This is a genomic window from Streptomyces sp. NPDC102279, assembly GCF_044766365.1.
In the GTDB taxonomy this organism is placed as follows: domain Bacteria; phylum Actinomycetota; class Actinomycetes; order Streptomycetales; family Streptomycetaceae; genus Streptomyces.
The window spans coordinates 122011-142571 of record NZ_JBIWLU010000020.1 but is presented as its reverse complement, the minus strand read 5'-3'; the positions used below and the strand labels follow the sequence as shown (position 1 = coordinate 142571).

12 protein-coding genes are annotated in these 20561 nt (G+C 69.1%); 3 read left to right on the top strand and 9 right to left on the bottom strand.

Annotated features, from left to right (window positions below; all coding sequences use genetic code 11):
• Nucleotides 1–691 precede the first annotated feature (691 nt).
• The 5 genes from ACIRQH_RS38300 to ACIRQH_RS38280 all read right to left on the bottom strand — a co-directional run bounded on the left by ACIRQH_RS38300 (nucleotide 692) and on the right by ACIRQH_RS38280 (nucleotide 6246).
• Complete coding sequence (locus ACIRQH_RS38300; RefSeq protein WP_388881571.1) at nucleotides 692–1456, bottom strand: response regulator transcription factor; 765 nt, start codon at nucleotides 1454–1456, stop codon at nucleotides 692–694.
• Between the two features lie 122 nt (nucleotides 1457–1578).
• Nucleotides 1579–4236 (bottom strand): FtsX-like permease family protein, encoded by a 2658-nt coding sequence (locus ACIRQH_RS38295; RefSeq protein WP_404229960.1) that lies wholly within the window; start codon nucleotides 4234–4236, stop codon nucleotides 1579–1581.
• Nucleotides 4233–4946, bottom strand: a complete 714-nt coding sequence (locus ACIRQH_RS38290) for an ABC transporter ATP-binding protein (RefSeq protein ID WP_388933027.1) — start codon at nucleotides 4944–4946, stop codon at nucleotides 4233–4235. The genes ACIRQH_RS38295 and ACIRQH_RS38290 overlap by 4 nt, the downstream gene beginning before the upstream one ends.
• Nucleotides 4943–5641, bottom strand: coding sequence for an ABC transporter ATP-binding protein (locus tag ACIRQH_RS38285; protein ID WP_388881579.1), 699 nt, complete (start codon nucleotides 5639–5641; stop codon nucleotides 4943–4945). Before ACIRQH_RS38285 ends, ACIRQH_RS38290 begins: the two co-directional genes overlap by 4 nt.
• Complete coding sequence (locus ACIRQH_RS38280) at nucleotides 5641–6246, bottom strand: hypothetical protein (protein WP_388881582.1); 606 nt, start codon at nucleotides 6244–6246, stop codon at nucleotides 5641–5643. Before ACIRQH_RS38280 ends, ACIRQH_RS38285 begins: the two co-directional genes overlap by 1 nt.
• Before the next feature lie 159 nt (nucleotides 6247–6405).
• Here ACIRQH_RS38280 and ACIRQH_RS38275 point away from each other — a divergent pair, with 159 nt between their 5' ends.
• Together ACIRQH_RS38275 and ACIRQH_RS38270 are read left to right on the top strand one after the other, a co-directional pair.
• Nucleotides 6406–7686: a sensor histidine kinase gene (locus tag ACIRQH_RS38275; RefSeq protein ID WP_388881585.1), complete on the top strand. Its 1281-nt coding sequence runs from the start codon at nucleotides 6406–6408 to the stop codon at nucleotides 7684–7686.
• Between the two features lie 855 nt (nucleotides 7687–8541).
• Nucleotides 8542–8901 (top strand): hypothetical protein, encoded by a 360-nt coding sequence (locus ACIRQH_RS38270; RefSeq protein WP_388881588.1) that lies wholly within the window; start codon nucleotides 8542–8544, stop codon nucleotides 8899–8901.
• A 375-nt stretch (nucleotides 8902–9276) separates the two neighbouring features.
• On the opposite strand, the gene ACIRQH_RS38265 is transcribed toward ACIRQH_RS38270, so the two are convergent.
• Genes ACIRQH_RS38265 through ACIRQH_RS38255 form a run of 3 tightly spaced genes read right to left on the bottom strand, consistent with a single transcriptional unit; the run spans nucleotide 9277 to nucleotide 15038 of the window.
• On the bottom strand, nucleotides 9277–10923 hold the full coding sequence (locus ACIRQH_RS38265) for a glycosyltransferase family 2 protein (protein WP_404229955.1): 1647 nt from the start codon (nucleotides 10921–10923) through the stop codon (nucleotides 9277–9279).
• Nucleotides 10924–10971: 48 nt separating this feature from the next.
• On the bottom strand, nucleotides 10972–12159 hold the full coding sequence (locus ACIRQH_RS38260) for a glycosyltransferase (RefSeq protein ID WP_404229974.1): 1188 nt from the start codon (nucleotides 12157–12159) through the stop codon (nucleotides 10972–10974).
• A 5-nt stretch (nucleotides 12160–12164) separates the two neighbouring features.
• Entirely contained in the window at nucleotides 12165–15038 is a 2874-nt protein-coding gene (locus ACIRQH_RS38255; RefSeq protein ID WP_404229953.1) for a CDP-glycerol glycerophosphotransferase family protein, read from the bottom strand.
• 623 nt (nucleotides 15039–15661) lie between these two features.
• Here ACIRQH_RS38255 and ACIRQH_RS38250 point away from each other — a divergent pair.
• The gene (locus tag ACIRQH_RS38250; RefSeq protein ID WP_388881597.1) at nucleotides 15662–16936 is read left to right on the top strand and encodes a hypothetical protein; all 1275 of its coding nucleotides are present in this window, start codon (nucleotides 15662–15664) and stop codon (nucleotides 16934–16936) included.
• Nucleotides 16937–17320: 384 nt separating this feature from the next.
• Here the strand turns inward: ACIRQH_RS38250 and icmF are convergent, their stop codons facing one another.
• Nucleotides 17321–20548: a fused isobutyryl-CoA mutase/GTPase IcmF gene (gene icmF / locus ACIRQH_RS38245; protein ID WP_404229950.1), complete on the bottom strand. Its 3228-nt coding sequence runs from the start codon at nucleotides 20546–20548 to the stop codon at nucleotides 17321–17323.
• Nucleotides 20549–20561: the final 13 nt, after the last annotated feature.

The following is a 20561-nucleotide window of genomic DNA, read 5'->3' as shown; positions in this document are numbered from 1 at the left end:
CCCCCCCCCCCCCCCCCCCCCCCCCCCCCCCCCCCCCCCCCCCCCCCCCCCCCCCCCCCCCCCCCCCCCCCCCCCCCCCCCCCCCCCCCCCCCCCGGGGGGGCCCCCCGCCGCGATCACCGAGATCAGCACCGCGATCCTCGGCATTGTCCACGCCACCATGGCGCGGCGCAGCCGGTGAGCGATGCGGATGCCGCGGTCGCTGATCGCCCTCCAGCCGCTGGCAGCAGGTCCAGCGATCAGGCGCTCACCTAGCTTTCCGGCAACCGGCGCGGCTACGAGGACCTTGAAAGGCGCCGGCCTCGAGCTCGGTCCGGCCGCCGTTCACCGTTGGGAGCGGTCCACAACGGCTGGCTGGACACGGGGTCCACCGCTCCGACCGGCTCGTCCTCCTCTTCGCCCGGCACCAAGCCGTCATCGCTTGGCGCTGTAGGTGGCAGGCGGTGGCGTGGAGTGACCTGGGCCCGCAGGGGGTCGTTGAGGGCGGCGCCCAGGGATCCGCCGCGGCCGGTGGGGCCGGCCATCACGCTGGCCATCAGCCGTCACCTTCCGTGATGAACGCGGGCACGTCGAGCTGGTCGCGCCGTACCGGCTCGCCATGGGGGGCGGCCCCATCGGGGACGACATACTCCTCAGTGGTCGCCCGGAGCCTGCGAGGCTGTCCGGTCCCACTCGATGTCCTGCTCAGTGCGTTACTTGTCCGGTTCTGCCTGAGGTGCCGGGCCGGGTGGGAGGACCTCCAGCCGGTAGCCGTGACCGCGCAGTGTGGTGATCTGCGGCAGGGCGGGAGAGTGGGGCGAGGCGTCGGCAGCCGCCTTGTTGAGGCGGCGGCGCAGCGAGGCCAGGGTGACGTCCAGGGTTTTGGTGGGGCCGAACCAGTTCTCGTCCCAGACCTGCGCCATCAGGGCTTCGCGGGAGACGGCCACGCCCGTATGCCGGGCGAGGACGGCGAGCAATTCGAATTCCTTGGGCCGCAGCGCGACCTCGGCAGCGGCGAGCAGGCAGCGCCGCGCTGAGGTGTCGACGGTCAGGTCACCGACTCGAAGCGGCCCTTCGTGGGTTGAGCCGGGTGGGCGGCGGCGCAGGTGGGCGCGGAGCCGGGCAAGCAGCACGGTCAGGGTGAACGGCTTGACGAGGTAGTCGTCGGCTCCGGCGTCGAGGCCGGCGATGACGTCGATCTCGTCGCTGCGGGCGGTGAGGATGACGATGAGCAGGTCGGGCATTTCGGCGCGCAGCGTGCGGGCGATGTGGATGCCGTCGGTGTCGGGCAGGCCAAGGTCGAGCAGCACAACGTCTTGTGGGGTGGCGCGGGCTTCGGCCAGTGCGTTCATGCCGGTACGGCACCAGGTCGTGTGGTAGCCGTGGCCGCGCAGTCCGGCATCCAGGTGCCGTCCGATGGTCTCGTCGTCCTCGACGACCAGGACATGTGTCCCCTGTGGGGGTGCGGGCGTGCGCATGCCCCGAAGCGTAGGCCCGGCGGGCGAAGGGCGCGGGCGGCGCCACTGGTCGTGAACGAGTGAGGCCGGGACGGGCGCTGCTGAGGGGACAGAGGTGCCCGACCCGGCCGCGGGGGTGGCCCTCACAGTTCGCGCAGTTCCTCGACGGCCGGGCGGGAGGAGCCGCGGGCGGCATTCACGGCTGCCGCGGCGATCGCCGTGACGGCGGCCCCGACCGCGAGGGCGAGGTACGTCCAGGGGACGGCGATCGCGGACGGGGGCGGGTCGAAGACGCCGGTGAGGACTTTGACGAGCATCTGGGACAGGGACCAGCCGATGAGCGCGCCGCCGGCCAGGCCCCCCGCTGTCATGACCGCCGCTTCGCTGAGGACCAGTCCGCGCAGCTGGCGCCGGGTTGCCCCCAGGACAGTGGCGATGGCGAAGGTACGGCGCCGTTCGGCCAGGCCCAGGGCCAGGACGATGCCGCCGGAGGCTGCGGCCAGCAGGACCGCGAAGCCCAGCTCGATGCGGGTGAGTCCGGCCAGATCGACCGAGGTGAGGCTGGAGCCGACCGCGGAGCGGGTCTGGGTGACGTCGGTGACGGTCGCGGAGGTGCCCACGTGTCGGCGCAGCTGGGAGGCGACGCTCTTTTGGTGGGTGCCGCCGGTGTCGATGAGGAACGCGCCCACCGCGTTGCTGCCTGTGGCCTTGGCAACGTAGCCGGCGTTGGCGACGAAGAAGCTGTCCTTGGGTGCGGTGGGGAACTCCTTGACAATGCCCGCGTAGTGGAAGGGCACGGTGCGCAGGGCCTTGGTGCGGCTGTCCTGCAGGCGCAGGTTCAGCGTATCGCCCGGGGTGAGCTGGAAGTCCTTGACGGTCTCCTCGCTGACCAGGAGGGAGTCAGGTCGGGCAGCCAGCTTGGCCATGAGGCTCTTGGCGGTGCCGCCGGCGAAATAGGCGTCCTGCAGCGAGGTGGCCGAGGTGATGGTGGAGGGCTGAACCCCGTACAGGTCCTGCAGGTCGGCGCCGACGTAGGCGAAGCGGTGCTGGAGGGGTTCGACGTGACGTACTCCGGCCACCTTCAGGGCGGCGCCGGCGCCGGGGCCGACGCTGACGCCGGGTGGCTGGGTGAGCGTGACGTCTGCGCCGTTGGTGAGCTGCGCGTCGACCGCGGCCTGCTGCTTGTAGGTGGCATTGAAGGTGGCGGTGGAGGCCGCGAAGGAGACGGCGAGCGCGAGGAGCACGATGGCACGGGCCAGCGGGCGGCGCTGACGGGACATGCTCGCCGCCATGGTGCCGGCGAGTGTCCCGGTCAGCGGGCGGGCAAGGCACGCCAGAAGCGCGCGTCCGTGTGCCAGGACCAAGGTTGCGAGGCGCCACAGGAGCAGAGCGGCGCCGAGCCAGAGCAGCGCCGGGCCGAGGAAGGCCCAGTACGACACCGAGATGCTTGCCACGCCCTCGGGGGCCAGGACCAGGGCGTACTGGTTGCCGCTGGAGGCCCGGAAGACCAAGAGGGACGCGGCCAGCAGGATGAAGTCCACGCCGAAGCGCATCCACCACGGGGAGCGGGGGCGGCCGACGGCCTTGCGGGCGGCGGCGACGGTGCCGGTGCGCAGGTCGCGCAGGGCGGGCACGAGGACCGCTGCGGCGGCGACGGCCAGCCCCAGGATGAGGGCGAGGGCGAACCAGCCCGCCGCCGAGGCGGTACTCGCGCCGAACGAGACGGTGCCGAACGCGGCTCGCCCGGCCAGGGCGGCGATGCCCACTCCGAGCAGGCCGCCGGCTGTCCCGACCACGACCGCCTCCGCGCTGGCCGCGGCGGCGACCTGGCGGGGCCGCAGCCCGCGGGTGCGCAGCAGGGCCTGCTCGCGGCGCCTGCGGTCGGCGCCTGCGCCGGCCACGGCGGCGGTCAGCAGGGCGGCGAGGACCGCGCCTGGTACGCCGAGGAACAGGAACAGGATCTGCGCGTACAGGGCGTCCTTGCGGGCTGCGTCGAGGGCGGAGCCGAGGTTGTCGCCGACGACTGCGCCGCCGGAGGTGCGGGCTTCCAGGTTGCGTGCGGCGGCGGTGACGGAACTGTAGGCGGCGGCGGGGTCGGCCGGCAGGGGGGCATTGCGAGCGATGTGGATCTGGGTGGTGACGGCGGCCGGGTCGATGGCCCTGACCGGCGCGGTCAGCGTGTCGAACATGGCGGCAGGCAGCAGGATGACGTTGTCGGGCGGGGCTGCGGGCTGGGACTGGGGCGGGGCGCCGACCTTCTGGAACAGCGAGTCGGCCTGAGGCAGGTCGACCACTCCGGCCACCTTCACCTTCACCGGCCTTGTGCCGGGCAGGGTGACGGTGACCGTGTCACCGGCGGCGACGTGCAGGTTCGCCGCGGTCTGCTGGGCGATCAGGACCCCGGAGGTCGCGCCGGTCAGCTGCCGGATCTCTTTGGGGAACGTGGCCCGGTAGGTGCCGGGCAGGCCCAGGACGACACCGGGGCCGGTGCTCTGGGTGCTGCCCGCGCTGGTGGCCTGGAAGCCAGTACTGCGGGCGAACCCGACACTCTGGGCACGCTGGATGCCGGACGCGGCCTTTACGGTATTCAGGACGGTACCGGGGTCGGCGCCGGGCTGGACCTGGACCTGCCAGTCCACCGCGACCGAGCTCACCGCGCGGCCGGTCATGGTGGACTTCGATGCGGTCAGGAACGAGCCCAGGGACGCCACCAGGGCGACGGCGAGGGCGATGCCGAACGCGGTGGCGATCAGCCGTCCGGTGCGCCGGCGGAGGAGTCCGCCGATCCAGGTGATGATCATGACGGGTCTCCCTGGGGTGCCGCTGCTGCGGATTCCCGGTGGGGCTCGGGCGCGGGGTGCAGGCGGCCCTCGTGCATCGCCCACCGTTCACCGAGGCGCTGGGCGATGGTGGGGTCGTGGGTGGTGACCACCAGGGCGGCGCCGATCTCGTCGGCGGTCGCCAGGAGTACGTCGATGATGTGCTGGCCGGTGGCGCGGTCCAACTGCCCGGTGGGTTCGTCCGCCAGGACCAGGCGCGGTCGCAGGGCCAGCACGCGGGCGATGGCCACCCGCTGGGCCTGGCCCCCGGACAGTTCCTCGGGCAGCTTGTCGGCCAGGTCGTCGGCCGCGACCAGGGCGAGGGAGTCCAAGGCCCGCTGCCGGGCCCGCTCCTCCGGGATACCGGCCAGGACCAGGGGCAATGCGGCGTTCTCCGCCACATCCAGCGCTGGGATCAGGCTGGGCCCCTGGAAGACGACGCCCACCTGCCCCGCCACCGGCCCTTCGGTCAGACCGGGCCAGGTCACCTCGCCCGCGGTGGGCTGTTCGAGGGCGGCCATCAGATGCAGCAGGGTCGACTTGCCGGAACCCGAAGGTCCAGTGATCGCGATCCGGTCCCCGGCCCGGAGCTGGCAGGTCGCGCCGTGCACCGCGACGACCGCGGCAGGCCCCTGACCGTAGGTGCGAGCGGCATCCTGGCAGCGGACGAGCACCTCTGGTCGGGTGCTCATGACACGATCCTTCCGTCACGCAAGGTGATGACCCGGTCGGCGATCTTGACGGCCTCGGGGCTGTGGGTGACGAGCAGCACCCCGCCGCCCGCCTGCGCGCGGGCGCGCAGCAGGGAGAGGATCCGTTGCTCGGTGCCGCCGTCCAGTTCCCCGGTCGGCTCATCCGCGAGGAGGATGTCCGGGTCGTTGGCCAGCGCGACGGCCAGCCCGGCGCGGGCCAGTTCACCGCCGGCCAGTTCCTGCGGCAGGGCGCGGGCCCGGTGCCCGAGCCCGACCTGCTCCAGCAACTCCGCGATGGACTGCCTGCCCGCGCCGGGGGCGGCGGTACGCGCGAGGCGGATGTTGGCGCCGACGTCAAGGTGAGCGATGAGATTCCCGGTCTGCAGCAGGACACCGATCCGGCGGGCGCGCACCCGGGCCCGCTCGGCCTCCGGCCGGTGACTGATCCGCTCCCCGCCGACGTGGACGGTGCCGCCGTCGGGCTCGTCCAGCCCGGCCAGACAGGCCAGCAGGGTGGACTTGCCCGACCCGGACGGTCCAATGACCGCGACACTCTCCCCGCGCCGCACCTCAAGGGCGACTCCGCGCAGCGCCAGGGTTTCCTCCTCGCCCGCCCGGTAGAACCGGTACAGGTCCCGCGCCGTCAGCGCGTCCGTATCCGTGGACTGCTGGGTGAGCGTGCCGGAGGCGTTCATCACTGCCACCGGAAGGAGTCGGTGACGATACGCCACGGGTCCACATTGTCGGCGCCGACCGGCCCGGACAGCGTCAGGTCAACCTGCCTGCCGCCCCGGAAGAACGAGTACCGCTCGAATGCGTCGTGCACGACCTTGCCGGTCACCGCATCCGGGGCACTGTCGCCCTGGTAGGTGAGCAGGACACCCTGCCCGGCCGGGCGGGAAACGACCGTGACCTTCCCCAGCTGGAACTTGGGCACCTGCCGTTGCAGAACAGGGACCACCGCGGACTTCACGGACTGCGGCGTGGGCGCGGCCTTGGCCTTGCCGGAGGCGATCTCGATCCGGTTCAGCTTGTCCGTGAAGATGACTGTGCTGCCAGTTGCGGTGCGGGCCCAGCCCTCGGGCACCTTGACCGTGAAGCTGCCCCCGGCGGGCCGGTAGGCGACATACGCCTGGTTGTCGGGGATGTCACCGGCAGGATTGGACTCCGTCGGCGCCGGCTTCGTGCTGCTGGTCGTGCTGCCGCTGGGCGGTGCGGAACTGCTGCTGCTACCGCATCCCGCCACGACCCCGCCGGTCAGGACGAGGGTGGCAAGGGAAAGGACGAGTGTGCGTCGCATGATCGTGGGGCCCTTCACGAGTGAGGCGGACGGCCATATCTGCGACGCTAGGCAGCGGCCGGTTAACGCCCGGCCAGTGCACGGTTAGACGACGGCAAAACCGCACTTCCGAGATCTGCCGCACCGCTCCAGGAGGCCGTGCGCCCTCATGATGGGGGCATGAGAGAGCGTGTGGTCCGCGTGGCCCTGGTGGCCGCCTCGGTGGCCCTTGTCCTGCTGGCCGTGCCGCTCGCTGTGGTGATCCGGGCCACGCTCTTCGCCGACGAACGCGGCGAACTGCAGCGTGACGCGATGGCCGCCGTCATCCGTGTGAGCCCCGACTTCACCGCCGGCGACCCCGTCGAACTACCCGCCGGACAATCCGAGGGTCAGCTCGGCGTCTACGACACGGCGCTGCGACTGCGTGCCGGAACCGGCCCGAGCACGGCCGATCCCGCCACCCGCCGCACGCTTGCCGGCACCATGGTGCAACAGAACACCGGCAGCGAACTCGTCGCCACCGTCCCCGTCTCCCAAGGCGAACGCGTCATCGGCGTGGTCCGCGCCGCCACCAGCACCCGCAGCGTGTGGAACCGGATCCTGACGGCCTGGGCTGCCCTGCTGGCCGCGGCCCTGATCGCACTCGGCGCCGCCATCTTCGTCGCCCGACGGCAGGCCCGCGCCCTCACCGCCCCACTGAAATCCCTCTCCCGCATCTCCCAAGCCATCGCCGACGGCGACCTCAGCGCCCGGGCCGCCACCTGCGGCATCAGCGAAATCGACCAAGTCGCCGACACCCACAACGCGATGGTCCAGCGCCTGGCACAGCTGCTGCATCACGAGAAGAACTTCACCGCCAACGCCTCTCACCAGCTCCGCACCCCCCTCACCGGCCTCCAACTCGGCCTGGAACAGGCCCTGACCACCCCCAACACCAATCTGCGCACCGCCATCGAAGAGGCACTGGAGCACACACGGCACCTCAACGACAGCATCGACGAGGTCCTCCAACTCGCCAAAGCCGAACCCGCCGCAGGTGCCGCGTTCCAGCCTGCCGGTGAAGCCCTGGAACGAGCCGAACGCCGATGGCACGGCCCCCTCGCCCAGGATGGCCGCCGTATCCGATTCACCCTCGACCCCGCCGCCACCACCCTGCCTGTGCCGGGCCGCACCACCGAGCAGATCCTCGACGTCCTCCTCGACAATGCCCATAGGCACGGCCGCGGAACAGTCACGGTCACCCTGCGCGACATGGGAGCCGCCCTCGCCCTCGACATCGCCGACGAAGGAACCCTCGACCTCCCTCCGAACTCCCTCTTCGAGCGGGGCACCACCACCGGGCCCGGCGAGGGAATCGGACTTGCTCTGGCCAAAGACCTGGCCGACGCCGCCGGAGCCCGGCTCAGCCTGACTCACACAGCACCGACGACATTCACCCTGCTCCTCCCACACACGGAATGACACTCGCCTGGCTCAGGCAGCGAACGTCCCCTCGACTGCGCGCGTACGCAACGGGCCAGCTTCGCCAACTACACCGCGCAGGGGGGTATCCCGCCGGCCGCACAGCCCTGGCAGCTGAGCTGGGAGCCCAAGGCGCGGGACTGCGAACACACCGCCTCGACCCGCGCGTCCGCTCACGTGTTGGAGCTGGTAGGCAGGTGGCCCCGGACTCCAGAACTCGTCACCGCGTCTTGAGCCAGTGGACCGCGACGGCAGCCGGTACCACCAGCACAACGAGGGTGACGCCTGCGGCGATCTTGCTGGTGAGATCCATCAGTGCGAACACGGCTATCCCCTTTGACCGACGGCCTCGAATCGGGCCGAACCTGACGTGAGCGGAACATCTCACGAGACGCGAGCCCGCGCCTTTAATCTGAGGATGATCTGAGCCCCAACTACCAGCGCATGCCGAGCTCATCGAGTTCCGTCCGGCGTTCTGGGGTGCCCGTGGACGGCTGCGTAGTCCTGGGCGACGGCGAGTCCGTCGGCCCAGGCGGCGTCTCACGCCGACTACACCTGTCCTGTCGCAAATGATCTGGTTCGCGGTCAGGAGGCTGACCTGCGGCGACCACATGAGTTGAGACGCCAGGATGTCGGACTTCTCAGTTGATCTGCTCCCGCAGGCGTGAATGTTGGTCGTCGTCTCGGGCGATCTGGTCCGGTGGAGACGGATCTGGGTGATACCAGCTTTGGGTGTTCAACCACGCCTGGTAGGCAGCGTAGATCTTGAGAGGGCCGTCGCGCCTGACGGCGACGTGGTACGAGTTGCTGGTGACTCATAGACCTGACGTTCACGTAAGCCCGCGAAACGACCTGGTGAAGCGTTCGGCGCCCTTCCTACCTGAGGGAAGCGAGATCCGGCAGGTGTTCATCTGCCAGGCCGCGCCGAGCTTCATCTTCTTCCTCATCACGTATCTCACGGGCCTGACGATGTTCTGGATCAAGTACCGCTGCGTGGCAGTCACCAAGGACGCCATCTATGTACTGGAGAGCAGCAAACTCTCGGGTGGCGCCAAGCCGCAGTCTCTGGTGGCCACATTGCCGCGCCGCACTCAGCTCGGTCCCGTCTCCGGTCGATGGGGCCAGATGAACCTCCTCGGCGAGCGCCACTGGGTCCACAAGCGGTTCAACCACGACGTTATTGCCGCCGACCGTGAGGCTGGCTTTACGCAATGAATCACCCGGCGAACCAGGCCGCCTGAGACCGTAAGCGACTCGGACCAGATCACTTGAGACGGGGACCAGATCCTTGGAGAGGGGACAACACCATCCCCAGCGTCTTCATCTCAGTGACCCGTTGTCCTGTCTCAATGAAGTCAGTCGTCCACCCCTGCGTTGGCCTGCGTGGACTGGATGGGGTGAGACGCGGGGACTTGGTTCGTTGAGACAAATCTCGGGGCCGGAACCGAACAGGCTGAGTGGGCCGTCATGCCCAGGCGCTGGCGACTCCTGAGCCATCCATGTAGTCACGAACTCGCATGATCAGTCCGTTGCGGACGTGGAGTATCAGGAGGCTAGCGCCCCAGGCCGCCCGGTATCACAGCTGCCTGCTCAACGCCCGGCCAGCAGGCGTCTCGCTCGACGGGCAAGCAGGCGGGTCGCGCCGTCCAGGCCTCGGGCCATGCGGAACGCGAGCGCGCCCCCGGTGGTGCGGTAGGGCTGCAAGAGCAGCAGTCCGCCGAAAGTAGGCACCGCCGCGCGGCGCAACGGGCCGCCGCCGGGCCGAGGCACCGCCCGGGCCTGGGTGCCATCGGCACAGTGCACCACCACTGCCAGATCCCAAGCCTCCGGGTGCCCGTGCCCGCTGCTGTGGACGGCCAGTTGACGGAGGTCGATCTCCAGCTCCGCGGTCCACGCGTCCCCGCCGGGCGCCGCGCTGAGCGGTGCGGTGGCGTAGGGGAGTGGGCGATCGGGAGCGGTGCGGGGCGACACCTCCAGGTCTATGGTCACGGGTCGGGCCTCGGCCAGTCGTCCGTACAGGTCGTCGACGCGCAACCGCAGCCGGGTGCGGCGCCCCAGGCTCACCTCTGCTGTGACGGTGAGGGGTAGCCGGCCCACGGGCTTGGTCAGGATGTCGTCCAGTGTGACCCGGGGCAGGGCCGTCGACCAGACGGCGCGTCCGTCCGTGACGGCATAGGGCGGCAGCAGGCGGCCCGGGCGGGCGGCGAGCTCGATGAGTCGCGCCAGGTCGACGGGCACGTCACTCGCCAATATCACCCGTGTGCACCATCGGGCCGGCGCCCGGGCCGCGTCCACGTCGCGTACCGGGAAGTCGGCCAGGTAGTCCCGCGTCAGCTGCCACCAGCGGCGTTGGTACTGCTCGTCGTGGGTGTGCAGCTCTCGCAAGTACATGCGCACATCGTGGTCGACGAACTTCGTGTGGGCAGCGCTCACCAGATCTTTCCGCCCAGCCGCCCGCAGGATGTCAGTGCCGCAGTGGTGTGCTTCCAGCCGGGCCTGCCAGTTGGCGATCTCCCGCCGGTTCAGGGAAAGGGAGGGCGACGCGCTGTTCCGGCGCACGTGCCACACGTACACGGTGTCGGGGACGAGGGTGAGGCGGGGACTGGCCGCCAGAAGGCGGGCGGCGAAGACGAAGTCCTCGTACAGGAAGCGGCCTTCGGGGAACTCGACCCCGTGGCCGTGCAGGAAGGCCCGGTCGTAGAGCTTGCCCACGCACAGCGTGTCGCGTACCAGGCGGGGCTCCGCCGTAGGGGTCGCGTAGGTACGTGCCTCGCGGTAGAGGGTCGGCTGCCACCGAACCTCGCGGCCCAGTGGCAGCTCGCGGCGTACGCAGGCACCGGCCGCCACCTGAGCGTCCGACGCGCGGGCCGCGTCCAGCAAGGTCGTGACGGCCTTTGCGGGGAGGACGTCGTCGCTGTCCAGGAACATCACCCACCGGCCGGTGGCGAGGCGCAGCCCGTCGTTGCGCGGTGTGCCGCAGCCGCCGCTGTTGACGGTGCGGTGGTGGACCCGCACTCTCGGGTCGCGGGCGGCTGCCGCGTCAAGGAGGGCTCCGGTGGCGTCGGTGGAGGCGTCGTCGACGGCTATCACCTCGTGTACGGCCGTTCCCTGATCAAGTGCTGAGGTGATGGCGTCCCGCACGTGAGCGGCGTCGTTGAAGGCGATGATGACGACGCTGACCTGGTCACCCGAGGGGTTGGAGACCGGCGGTGGGGGGTCGGTGGCGTCTGCGTCCATGAGGGGGCTCGCTTCGGTGCCGTAGCGGACAGAGAGTTTACAAACGGTCTAAAGTTCCAGAAAAAGGAACAACTTCTCCCACATGCGTACGATGCGGTCCGTGGTGAAGCGCTGGACGTTCTCACGTGCCAGGTCGCCCATCCGATCGCGCAGGGCGGAGTTCGACATGAGGGTGTCCAACCGCTGTGCCAGTTCGGCCGTGTTGCCGGGAGGGGCCAGAAGGCCGTCCTCGCCGTCTCGGACGATCTCTCGCACCCCGGGCGCACAGGCGAAGGCGGCGCACGGCACGCCGGCGGCCATTGCTTCCATCAGCGCCAGAGGGAAGCCCTCGCCGCGTGAGGACTGCACGAAGACCGAGCCGCCGCGCAGTGCTCCGGTCACGTCCCCGGTGCGGCCCAGCCACCGGACTCTGCCGTCCAGGCCCAAAGCGGTGCACTGCTCACGCAACGTCCTCTCGTCCTCGCCCTCGCCGTAGATGTCCAGCCGCCACTGCGGGTGCCGGGGGGCGACCTCGGCCCAGGCGTCCAGAAGCATGTCGATGCCCTTTTGGTCCGTCAGACGGCCGATGGACACGACGGTTGGCTCGGCGCGGGGCGATGGGACGGCCGGGAGGTGGGGCAGCGGGTTGGGCATGAATCCCACGTTGTTCAGTCCCTCGCGGATCCACAGGTCGGCGTCCTCGCGGGTGAGCACGAGCAGCCGGTCGACTTCCGCGTAGTACCTCTTGACCCGCGCGAAGCGGGAGGTGGCGCGCGAGTAGGTGTGCGATTCGTGGCTCATGCCGATGACCGTGAGCCGTCGGGTGTCGGCTCGCTTGACCCACTCCATCGCCCACACCTGCGTGACAATGACGACGGCTCCGGGCCTGGCCTGTGCGAACAGCGCCGACAGCTTCCCCGCCTGCTCCAGAATCCCCGCATCCCGGGCCCGCGTGCGGAGCCAGGTGACCGGGTCGAGCCGGCGAAGTCCGCCGTGCCTGGGGGGCTTTGGTGGCGGTGTGTCGTAAAGCGTTGTGGTGGCGTAGGGGAGCCTGCCGCCGAGGTCTTGCGGGACGTCGGAGTCGGTGATGCCGATGATGTGCACGCGGTGGCCACGTTGAGTGAACAGCCTGGCCATTTGGTGCGACCAGGTCGTCACCCCGCCGAGTTCGTCGATGCTGTTGGAGACGAAGAAGATGTCCCGTTCGGGTTCGGCGACAGCGGAGCCGCCTCGGGTCTGGCCGGTGGCCGAGGGCAGTCCGGTCACGAGGCATCTCCGGAGGGGAACAGCGTGTCGACGACGCGTCGTGTGGCCTCGCCGTGGTCCCACTCGCCGTAGTTGGTGACGAAGCGGGCACGGGCGTCCGCGTACGGGCCGTCGGCGGACTTCAGGTCCTCGATGGCGGCGAACAGCGTGTCCTCGTCCTGGACGACGGGGCCGGGGGCCTTGCGGCGCAGGTCGAAGTAGGTGCCGCGGTCCCTGGCATAGGCGTCCCCGTCGTAGGCGAAGAACAGCATCGGCCTGTCCAGCAGCGCGTAGTCGAACATCACCGACGAGTAGTCCGTGACCAGCGCGTCCGCTGCGAGGAGCAGCTCGGTCATGTCGTACTGCCCGGTGACGTTCAGCACCTGGCCGTCCACCGCCGGCGGCAGAACCACCTGGTTGAGGTAGTGCGCACGCACCAGCAACGTGCAGCGGTGGCCGAACCGGCGGGCGAACTCAGCTACGTCGAAAGGAAGGTGGAAGGAGCGGACCCCGCCACCGGGATCGGCGCGGAACGTCGGCGCGTACAGCACGACCGTGCGGTCTTGCGGTATGCCCAACGTGGCGAGCAGGGAGCCGCGGTCGCGAAATCCGGTGCGTTCCTCGCGCTGGCGGGCGGCCACCAGTGCATCGTTGCGGGGGTAGCCGACGGGCAGCAGCACCTCCTCACGGAGCCGGAAGGCGCGGGCGAGGGTGTGCACGTCGTGCTCGGAGCGGACCAGGAAGTGGTCGAAGCGGTCCAGCGCCTTCTGGTAGGCGGCGCGTTCAGCGCTGGACTTGGAGCGGTGGGTCGGCTCGTCGAATCCCATCCGTTTGAGGGCGGAGCCGTGCCAGGTCTGGACGTACGTGGTCTCCGGGCGCTTAGCGAGTTTCAGGGGCATGCCCTGGTTGTCGATCCAGAACTCCGCCTGTGCCAGGGCCCGTAGGTGCTCCCAGCCCCAGCGGCGCACCAGCGTCACGTCCTCGGGAAAATCGGTGGGCTGCGCGGTGGCATGCGACCACACCGCCTCGAAAGGCAGGCCGCGGCGGCGCATCTCCTCGTAGATCGCCCTGGGACTGTCGCTGTACTGTTGGCCCAGATGGCTCTCGAACACCACCAGGCCCTTGCGTATCGGGAGCCTGCTGAGTACTTCGTGGTACACGCGGACCTTCGTGTCCACGGAGTTCGCACGTTTCCTGGCCGCGCGGACACGCCGCACACCCGACTTGGCGAGTGTCCCGGCCGGGCCGGCGATCACTGAGCGGATCAGCCCCGCCGTGCGCCGGGCGGCCGGCCCCTGGGAGACCAGCACGAAGCTGAGGTGGCCCCGGCTGGACACCACGGGTTCGATGCGGTCGCCCGTAAGTCGCGACAGTCGCGGCCTGATCCGTAGCCTCGCCGCTCCGTTCAGCTCTGAGCCGGTGGCCGACAGGCGGGTGCGCAGCACGGATTCCTCGACCTGCACCAGCACGCGCACGTCCCAGCCGGTGTCGATGATGCCGAGCGGCCGCAACCGGCCCGTGAGGTCGGCCTCGGCGGTCCACTCCAGGCCGTCGGGGCTGCGCAGCAGCGAGGTCAGGGGGAAGCGGAAGGTCTGCAGACTGCGGCGTCGGGCCCGGAACTCCAGATGCCCTTCGAGTCGCGACTCGGAGGTGATGCGGCCCAATGGGTTGACGATGCGTCCGGCGAGGTGGACGGTGCCGCGGCCGTCGTCGGCGTAGGCGGTGACCTGGTTGCGCAGGAAGAGAGTGTGCAGCGGTCGGGTGTGCCAGCCGCCGTCTGTCACGTCCAATATTCGCCGGCCATCCGGGTCGTCCAGGTGCTCGTCGCACCAGTAGACGCGGCCGTCCCGCTCCGCCAGCGGTGCGGACAGCTTGGACCGGTTGGTCAGGGTGTCGGCAGCGGGTAGCAGGTTCGTCCAGTCCCGGTGGGCCAGCAGGTAGGCACAGATCGCCTGGATCGGCTGCGCTTCCCGGTAGGCGTCCGGGTGCAGGCCCGCAAGGTAGGGGCGGCACAGTTCGGCCAGGCGCTCACGGTAGTTGGCATCCAGCAGCGGCAGGTCCCGCAGGTGCAGCGCCAGGTCGTGCTTGAGGAACTTGACGTCTTTGTGGAACCGGACGTCCTCCAGGCCCTGCTCGGCCAGTAGTGCGTCAACGCGGCGGTGGATCTCCATGCGGTGCGCGAAGTTGGTGATCTCATGGCGGCGGTTGCTGATGGATTTGCGTTCCGTGCGCTCGAAGACGTTCCAGAAATACACGCGGTTGGGGACGAGAGTGATGCGCCGGGCCGCCGTATACGCCTGGGCGGAAAACAGCAGGTCCTCGTAGTGGATACCGACCGGGAAGGACAGCTCCGCCTCGGCGAGGAAGGTGCGCCGGTACAGCTTGTTCGTGGAGAGCGTGTCGAAGGCGAGGAGGTCGGGTAGTTCGCGGATCGAGTCCAGGGTCCGGGTTGTGGCGTAGAGCCACGGGTACCACTCGACCTCTTTGCGGTTACGGCTGTCCACGTGCACCCGCACGCACTTGCCCGAGACGAGGTCGGCGTCGGTGGCGTCCGCGGCTTCCACCAGGTTGCGGCAGGCGTCCCGTTCCAGGTTGTCGTCACTGTCGAGGAACATGAGGTAGCGGCCGCGCGCCTCCTGGATGCCCCGGTTACGCGGGGCGCCGCAGCCGCCGCTGTTCGCGGCCAGCTGGAACGTACGTACGCGTTGGGGGTTCTCGGCGGCGAGCCGCTGCGCGGTGTCGTAGGAGCTGTCGGTGCTGCAGTCGTCGACGATCACCACCTCGACGTCGCGGTGTGACTGAGCGAGCACGGAGGTCACCGCGGTCGTCAGGCGTGCTGCGTCGTTGTACACAATCACCACGACTGAGACGGTCGGTGCGGGTGTGCTCATTCCTCTTCTCCTTCTCCCGAGCGCCGTGCGACGAACGGTCGTCCCCGGAGAGGACGGGCCCGGCCCGGACAACCACCAGTGATCGCCGCGAGGCCCACCTTCCGGCACTCCACCTGAATGCATCCTGAATGTGAGGTTCGTTCCCATCGGCGGCCAGGGCGGTGAAGGCGATGCCCCAACGCCGCCTCAGCACGCCGACCTCGCTCTGGCCATGGCGCTCGGTGGTCGGCTCCAGCCGGGTGGGCAGCGTTGTGCAGGCGACAGCGAGAAGGACGACGACCAGGACGACCGTTGGGAGAGCCCGGGAAATGCGCACCCCTAGCAGTGCGGCCAGCCCACTCCGGCAGGGCCGGGCAGCGAGCGATGATCCCCGCCGGTACGGCGAGGAAGGTTTCGGAATGGCTCCGACGAAGTCGGCTCACTCACCGCGGCCGTGTGTGACCGGCTCACCGCACCGGGACGCGAGGACGAGAGCCGCCGGCGTTTCGGTGCATCGCTGTCGCGGTCGACGAGGAGTTTCGCTTGATCGCGGACGGCCGCGGCCATGTCGCCAGGATGCTGTTGGCCCCGCGTACGGTCACGCAGTCAGGTTGTGTACAGGTTCTTTGCGTGACCCTTCCTCCATGACAACGACCACAGAAGGACGCGCGCGTAGCGGGCGGCTCATGCTCAACAAGGTCCCTGAGATCACCATCTGGTTCTGGGCGATCAAGATCCTGTGCACGACGGTCGGTGAGAGCTTCGCCGACTGGATCAACACCCAGCTGGGCGTCGGCCTGGTCAATACGGCCTGGATCTTCACCGCGGTCCTGGTGGTGGTGCTGGCCATCCAGATGAGGCTGAAGCGGTATGTCCCGTTCCCCTACTGGCTGACCGTGGTCGTTGTCAGCGTCACGGGCACCCTGTACACCGACATTCTCACCGACCAGATGAACGTGCCGCTATGGATCAGTTCGTCGGTCTTCTCCGTGCTGCTCGCGGTGGTCTTCGGCGTGTGGTGGCTGCGGGAGGGCACACTGTCGATCCACTCGGTGACCACGCCCTCGCGGGAGTCGTTCTACTGGCTGACCGTCCTGGTCACCTTCGCGCTCGGCACCGCGACCGGCGACTGGACCCTGGAACTGACCGGCTGGAGCCCCGGCGCCTCCGTTCTGCTGCCGCTCGGCCTCATCGCGGGGGTCACCGTCCTGTGGCGGTTCGGCGCGAATCCGGTGCTGTCCTTCTGGCTCGCCTACATCCTGACCCGACCGCTGGGCGCGAACATCGGTGACTGGCTCGCTGCTCCCAAGGTCGCCCAGGGTCCGGGCGAGCCGACCGGTCTCGCGCTGGGTACGTTCACCACCAGCCTGATCTTCCTGGGCCTGATCCTGGCGACGGTGGCCTACCTGACGGTGACACGTTCGGATGTAACCGAGACGCACGAGGCCACCCACCCCGCACAGGTCGCCGGCAACCCGGGCAGGGAGCGCGTGGCACTCGGCGGCTTCGGACTGCTCGCCGTCGCCACCGCGGCCCTGTTGGTCTGGGCCCACGGCCAGCCTCACGTCGGTCCGGCGCCGGAGACCGACGCCACCTCCGCCGTACAGCTGCCGCCCGGCGAGGCGGTGAAGCACTTCCCGCCCGCGAAGGTCAGCACGCTGAGGACCCTCGCAACTACCTCTCTCAGGGATGCACGCTCAGGAGATGAGGCAGGGGCCCACAAGGCAGCCCAGTCACTGCGTGACCTGTGGGATGCCGACCAAGCCTCGCTGCAGCCGCTGGACAACACTGGCTGGACCTCCATCGACGCCAAGATGGACAAGGTGCTCAAGACCTTCGGTATCGATCACTCCAACCCGCCGATGTCGGCGGCACAGCAGCAGAACGAACTGAAAGCCCTCCTGAAGGACCTGGGTTGAGACAGGGTGCCCCGTCGCCGCTTCCGCGGGGTATGCCCCCTTCGTGAACCGTGCCGTCTCGCCGCTCGCCGGTGCCCCGCGGCCTCAAGTCGTCGTGCTTGAGGCCAAGGGCACCGGCTTCCGCCGCCGCCACTGCACCAGCCTGGGCGGTGGCAGCGGAATCGCCACAGATTGTCGCGCCTTGGCGGGGACACGAGAGCTGCCATGGAGCCTGACACCGGCCTGAAGTGGTCCGGCTGCTGCCGGACCACCGCCGAAGAATCCCCCGACGTTCCGACCGCCTCCCGGGCCCCCACACAGAGGCACCGTCGAAACCAAGGAACACAACACGTCGATGAACATGGGGGCCGGCCATCGCGATGAAGTGCTGCACCTCTCCGTACGTCACACGTTCCGTCGGTACTGACCGCCCACTTCGAAGAACGCCTCGGTGATCTGCTGCAGTGAGCAGACACGGGCGGCATCCATGAGGATGTCGAAGACGTTGTCTCCATTGATGGCGGCTTCCTTGAGCTGAGCTATCGCTTGCTCCGCCTGCTCGCCGTGCGCCCCCTGCCAGTCGCGGACACGCCCCAGTTGCGATTCCTTTTCCACCTCCGTGGCACGGGCCAGTTCCACCTGCTGGGGCTCGGTGTCGCCCCCGGGCCGACGGAAGGTGTTCACACCGATGATCGGCAGTGTGCCGTCGTGCTTACGCTGCTCGTAGAGCATCGACTCGTCCTGGATGCGGCCACGCTGGTAGCCCGTTTCCATCGCGCCCAGCACACCTCCGCGCTCATTGATCCGGTCGAACTCGGCGAGTACCGCCTCCTCGACCAGAGCGGTCAGCTGGTCGATGATGAACGAACCCTGCAGTGGGTTCTCGTTCATCGCCAGGCCCCACTCGCGGTTGATGATGAGCTGGATGGCCAGCGCACGCCTCACCGAATCCTCCGACGGAGTGGTGACAGCCTCGTCGTAGGCGTTGGTGTGGAGCGAGTTGGCGTTGTCGTAGATGGCGATCAGCGCCTGCAGGGTGGTGCGGATGTCGTTGAAGTCCATCTCCTGGGCGTGGAGGGACCGGCCAGAGGTCTGGACGTGGTACTTCAGCTTCTGCGACCGCTCGTTGGCGCCGTACTTCTCCTTCATCGCGACGGCCCATATCCGGCGGGCCACCCGGCCCAGGGCGGAGTACTCCGGGTCCATCCCGTTGGAGAAGAAGAACGACAGGTTGGGGGCGAAGTCGTCGATGTGCATCCCGCGTGCCAGATAGGCCTCGACATAGGTGAAGCCGTTGGCGAGGGTGAAGGCGAGCTGACTGATCGGGTTCGCGCCGGCCTCGGCGATGTGGTAGCCCGAGATGGAGACCGAGTAGAAGTTGCGCACCTGGTGCGCGATGAACCACTCCTGGATGTCGGCCATCATCCGCAGCGAGAACTCGGTTGAGAACAGGCAGGTGTTCTGCCCTTGGTCCTCCTTGAGGATGTCCGCCTGCACCGTTCCGCGCACGTTCGCCAGCGCGTGTGCGCGAAGATCGGCCGCCTCCTCCGGAGAGGGATCGCGACGCTCTGCGGCGCGGAACTTGTCGGTCTGCTGGTCGATGACGGTATTGAGGAAGAACGCCAGCACGGTGGGGGCCGGGCCGTTGATGGTCATGGACACCGAGGTGGTCGGCGCGACCAGGTCGAAGCCTCCGTAGAGGGCCTTCATGTCCTCCAGGGTGGCCACGGAGACGCCGGAGGTGCCGACCTTGCCGTACACGTCGGGCCGTTCGTCGGGGTCACGGCCGTAGAGCGTCACCGAGTCGAACGCGGTGGAGAGCCGGGTGGCCGGCTGGCCCTCCGACAGGAGCTTGAAGCGCCTGTTGGTGCGGAACGGATCACCCTCGCCGGCGAACATGCGCGCGGGGTCCTCGCCGTCGCGCTTGAACGGGAACACCCCCGCTGTGAAGGGGAAGTAGCCGGGCAGGTTCTCGCGGCGCCAGAAGCGCACCAGTTCCCCGTGGCCGGTGAAGGAGGGAAGCGCCACGCGGGGGACCTTGTTGCCCGACAGCGATTCGCGGGTGAGCTTTGTACGGATCTCCTTGTCCCGTACCTTGACGACCTGCTCGTCGCCGGAGTACGACTCCACAACTGCCGGCCAGTTTCCTATCTGTTCCGCGACCTCCCGCGGAAGCTGCTTGCGAGCCTCCTCGAGCAGTGACGCGACGCCCCCGGATTCCGCGCCGACCGCGGCGAGCTCGCCCTCGACGGTGTTCAGGCGCTGGACCCGCTCTGCCGCGTCGGCGAGCCGCTCGGTCTCCGTATGGTACTTACGCACCGTCTCGGTGATCTCTGCGAGGTAGCGCACCCGGTCTGCGGGGACCACCTGCCGGATGCCAGAGGAGTGGCGCACATCGACGCGCGGCAGCGCGCCCTCGGACAGCCGCAGTCCCTTACCGGCGAGGGCAGGCGCCAGATGCTGATAGAGCGCCGTGACCCCGTCGTCGTTGAAGGTTGCCGCAGAGGTGCCGAACACAGGCATGTCTTCTGGCCTGCTGTGGAACGCTTCACGGTTGCGGACCATTTGACGGCCGACATCGCGCATCGCGTCCTTGGCTCCTCGCCGCTCAAATTTGTTGATCGCCACGACGTCCGCGAAGTCCAGCATGTCGATCTTCTCGAGCTGGGAGGCGGCCCCGAACTCCGGCGTCATGACGTACATCGCGGTGTCGACGAATGGCACGATCGCCGCGTCGCCCTGGCCGATGCCCGGTGTCTCCACGATCACGAGGTCGAACCCAGCCGCCTTGACCACGTCGATCACATCCGCCAGGTGCTCGGGCAGCTCGTGGCTGCCACGGGTGGCCAGGCTGCGGAAGAAAACCCGGTCGCCGTCGAGAGAGTTCATGCGTATCCGGTCGCCGAGCAACGCGCCGCCGCCTCGGCGGCGGGTCGGGTCCACCGCGATGATGGCGATACGCAGCCTGTCCTGCTGGTCGACGCGGAACCTGCGTACGAGCTCGTCCGTCAGAGACGACTTCCCCGAACCGCCCGTTCCGGTGATTCCGAGGACCGGCGTGGGACGTGCCGCCGCGGCGGCACGCAGCTCCTCCAGCAGCCCTGTGGGGAGCTTGCCGAGCTCAGCGCCGGTGATGGCGCGAGCGACCGCGAACCGGTCTCCGGCGCATACGGCGGACGCGTCGGCCGACCTGCTGTTCCAGAGGTCGAAATCACACTCCCGCACCACTGAGTTGATCATTCCGGCGAGGCCCATCCGCTGACCGTCCTCGGGAGAGAAGATCGTCACGCCACTCTTGCGCAGCCGAGTGATCTCCTCGGGCACGATCACCCCGCCGCCGCCGCCCACCACACGGACGTGCTCGGCACCCTGATCGCGCATCGACTGGACCAGGTACTCGAAGTACTCGACGTGCCCGCCTTGGTAGGACGAAACCGCTACGCCGTGTGCATCCTCCTCGAGCGCGGCGTCCACGACCTCTTGCACTGATCGGTTGTGTCCGAGATGTATGACCTCGGCGCCTTGGGACTGAAAGATTCGGCGCATGATGTTGATCGACGCATCGTGTCCGTCGAACAGGGCGGAAGCGGTTACCAGGCGGACGGGATGCACGGGGCGGTACAGGTCGGTCATGAGGGGCCTTCTC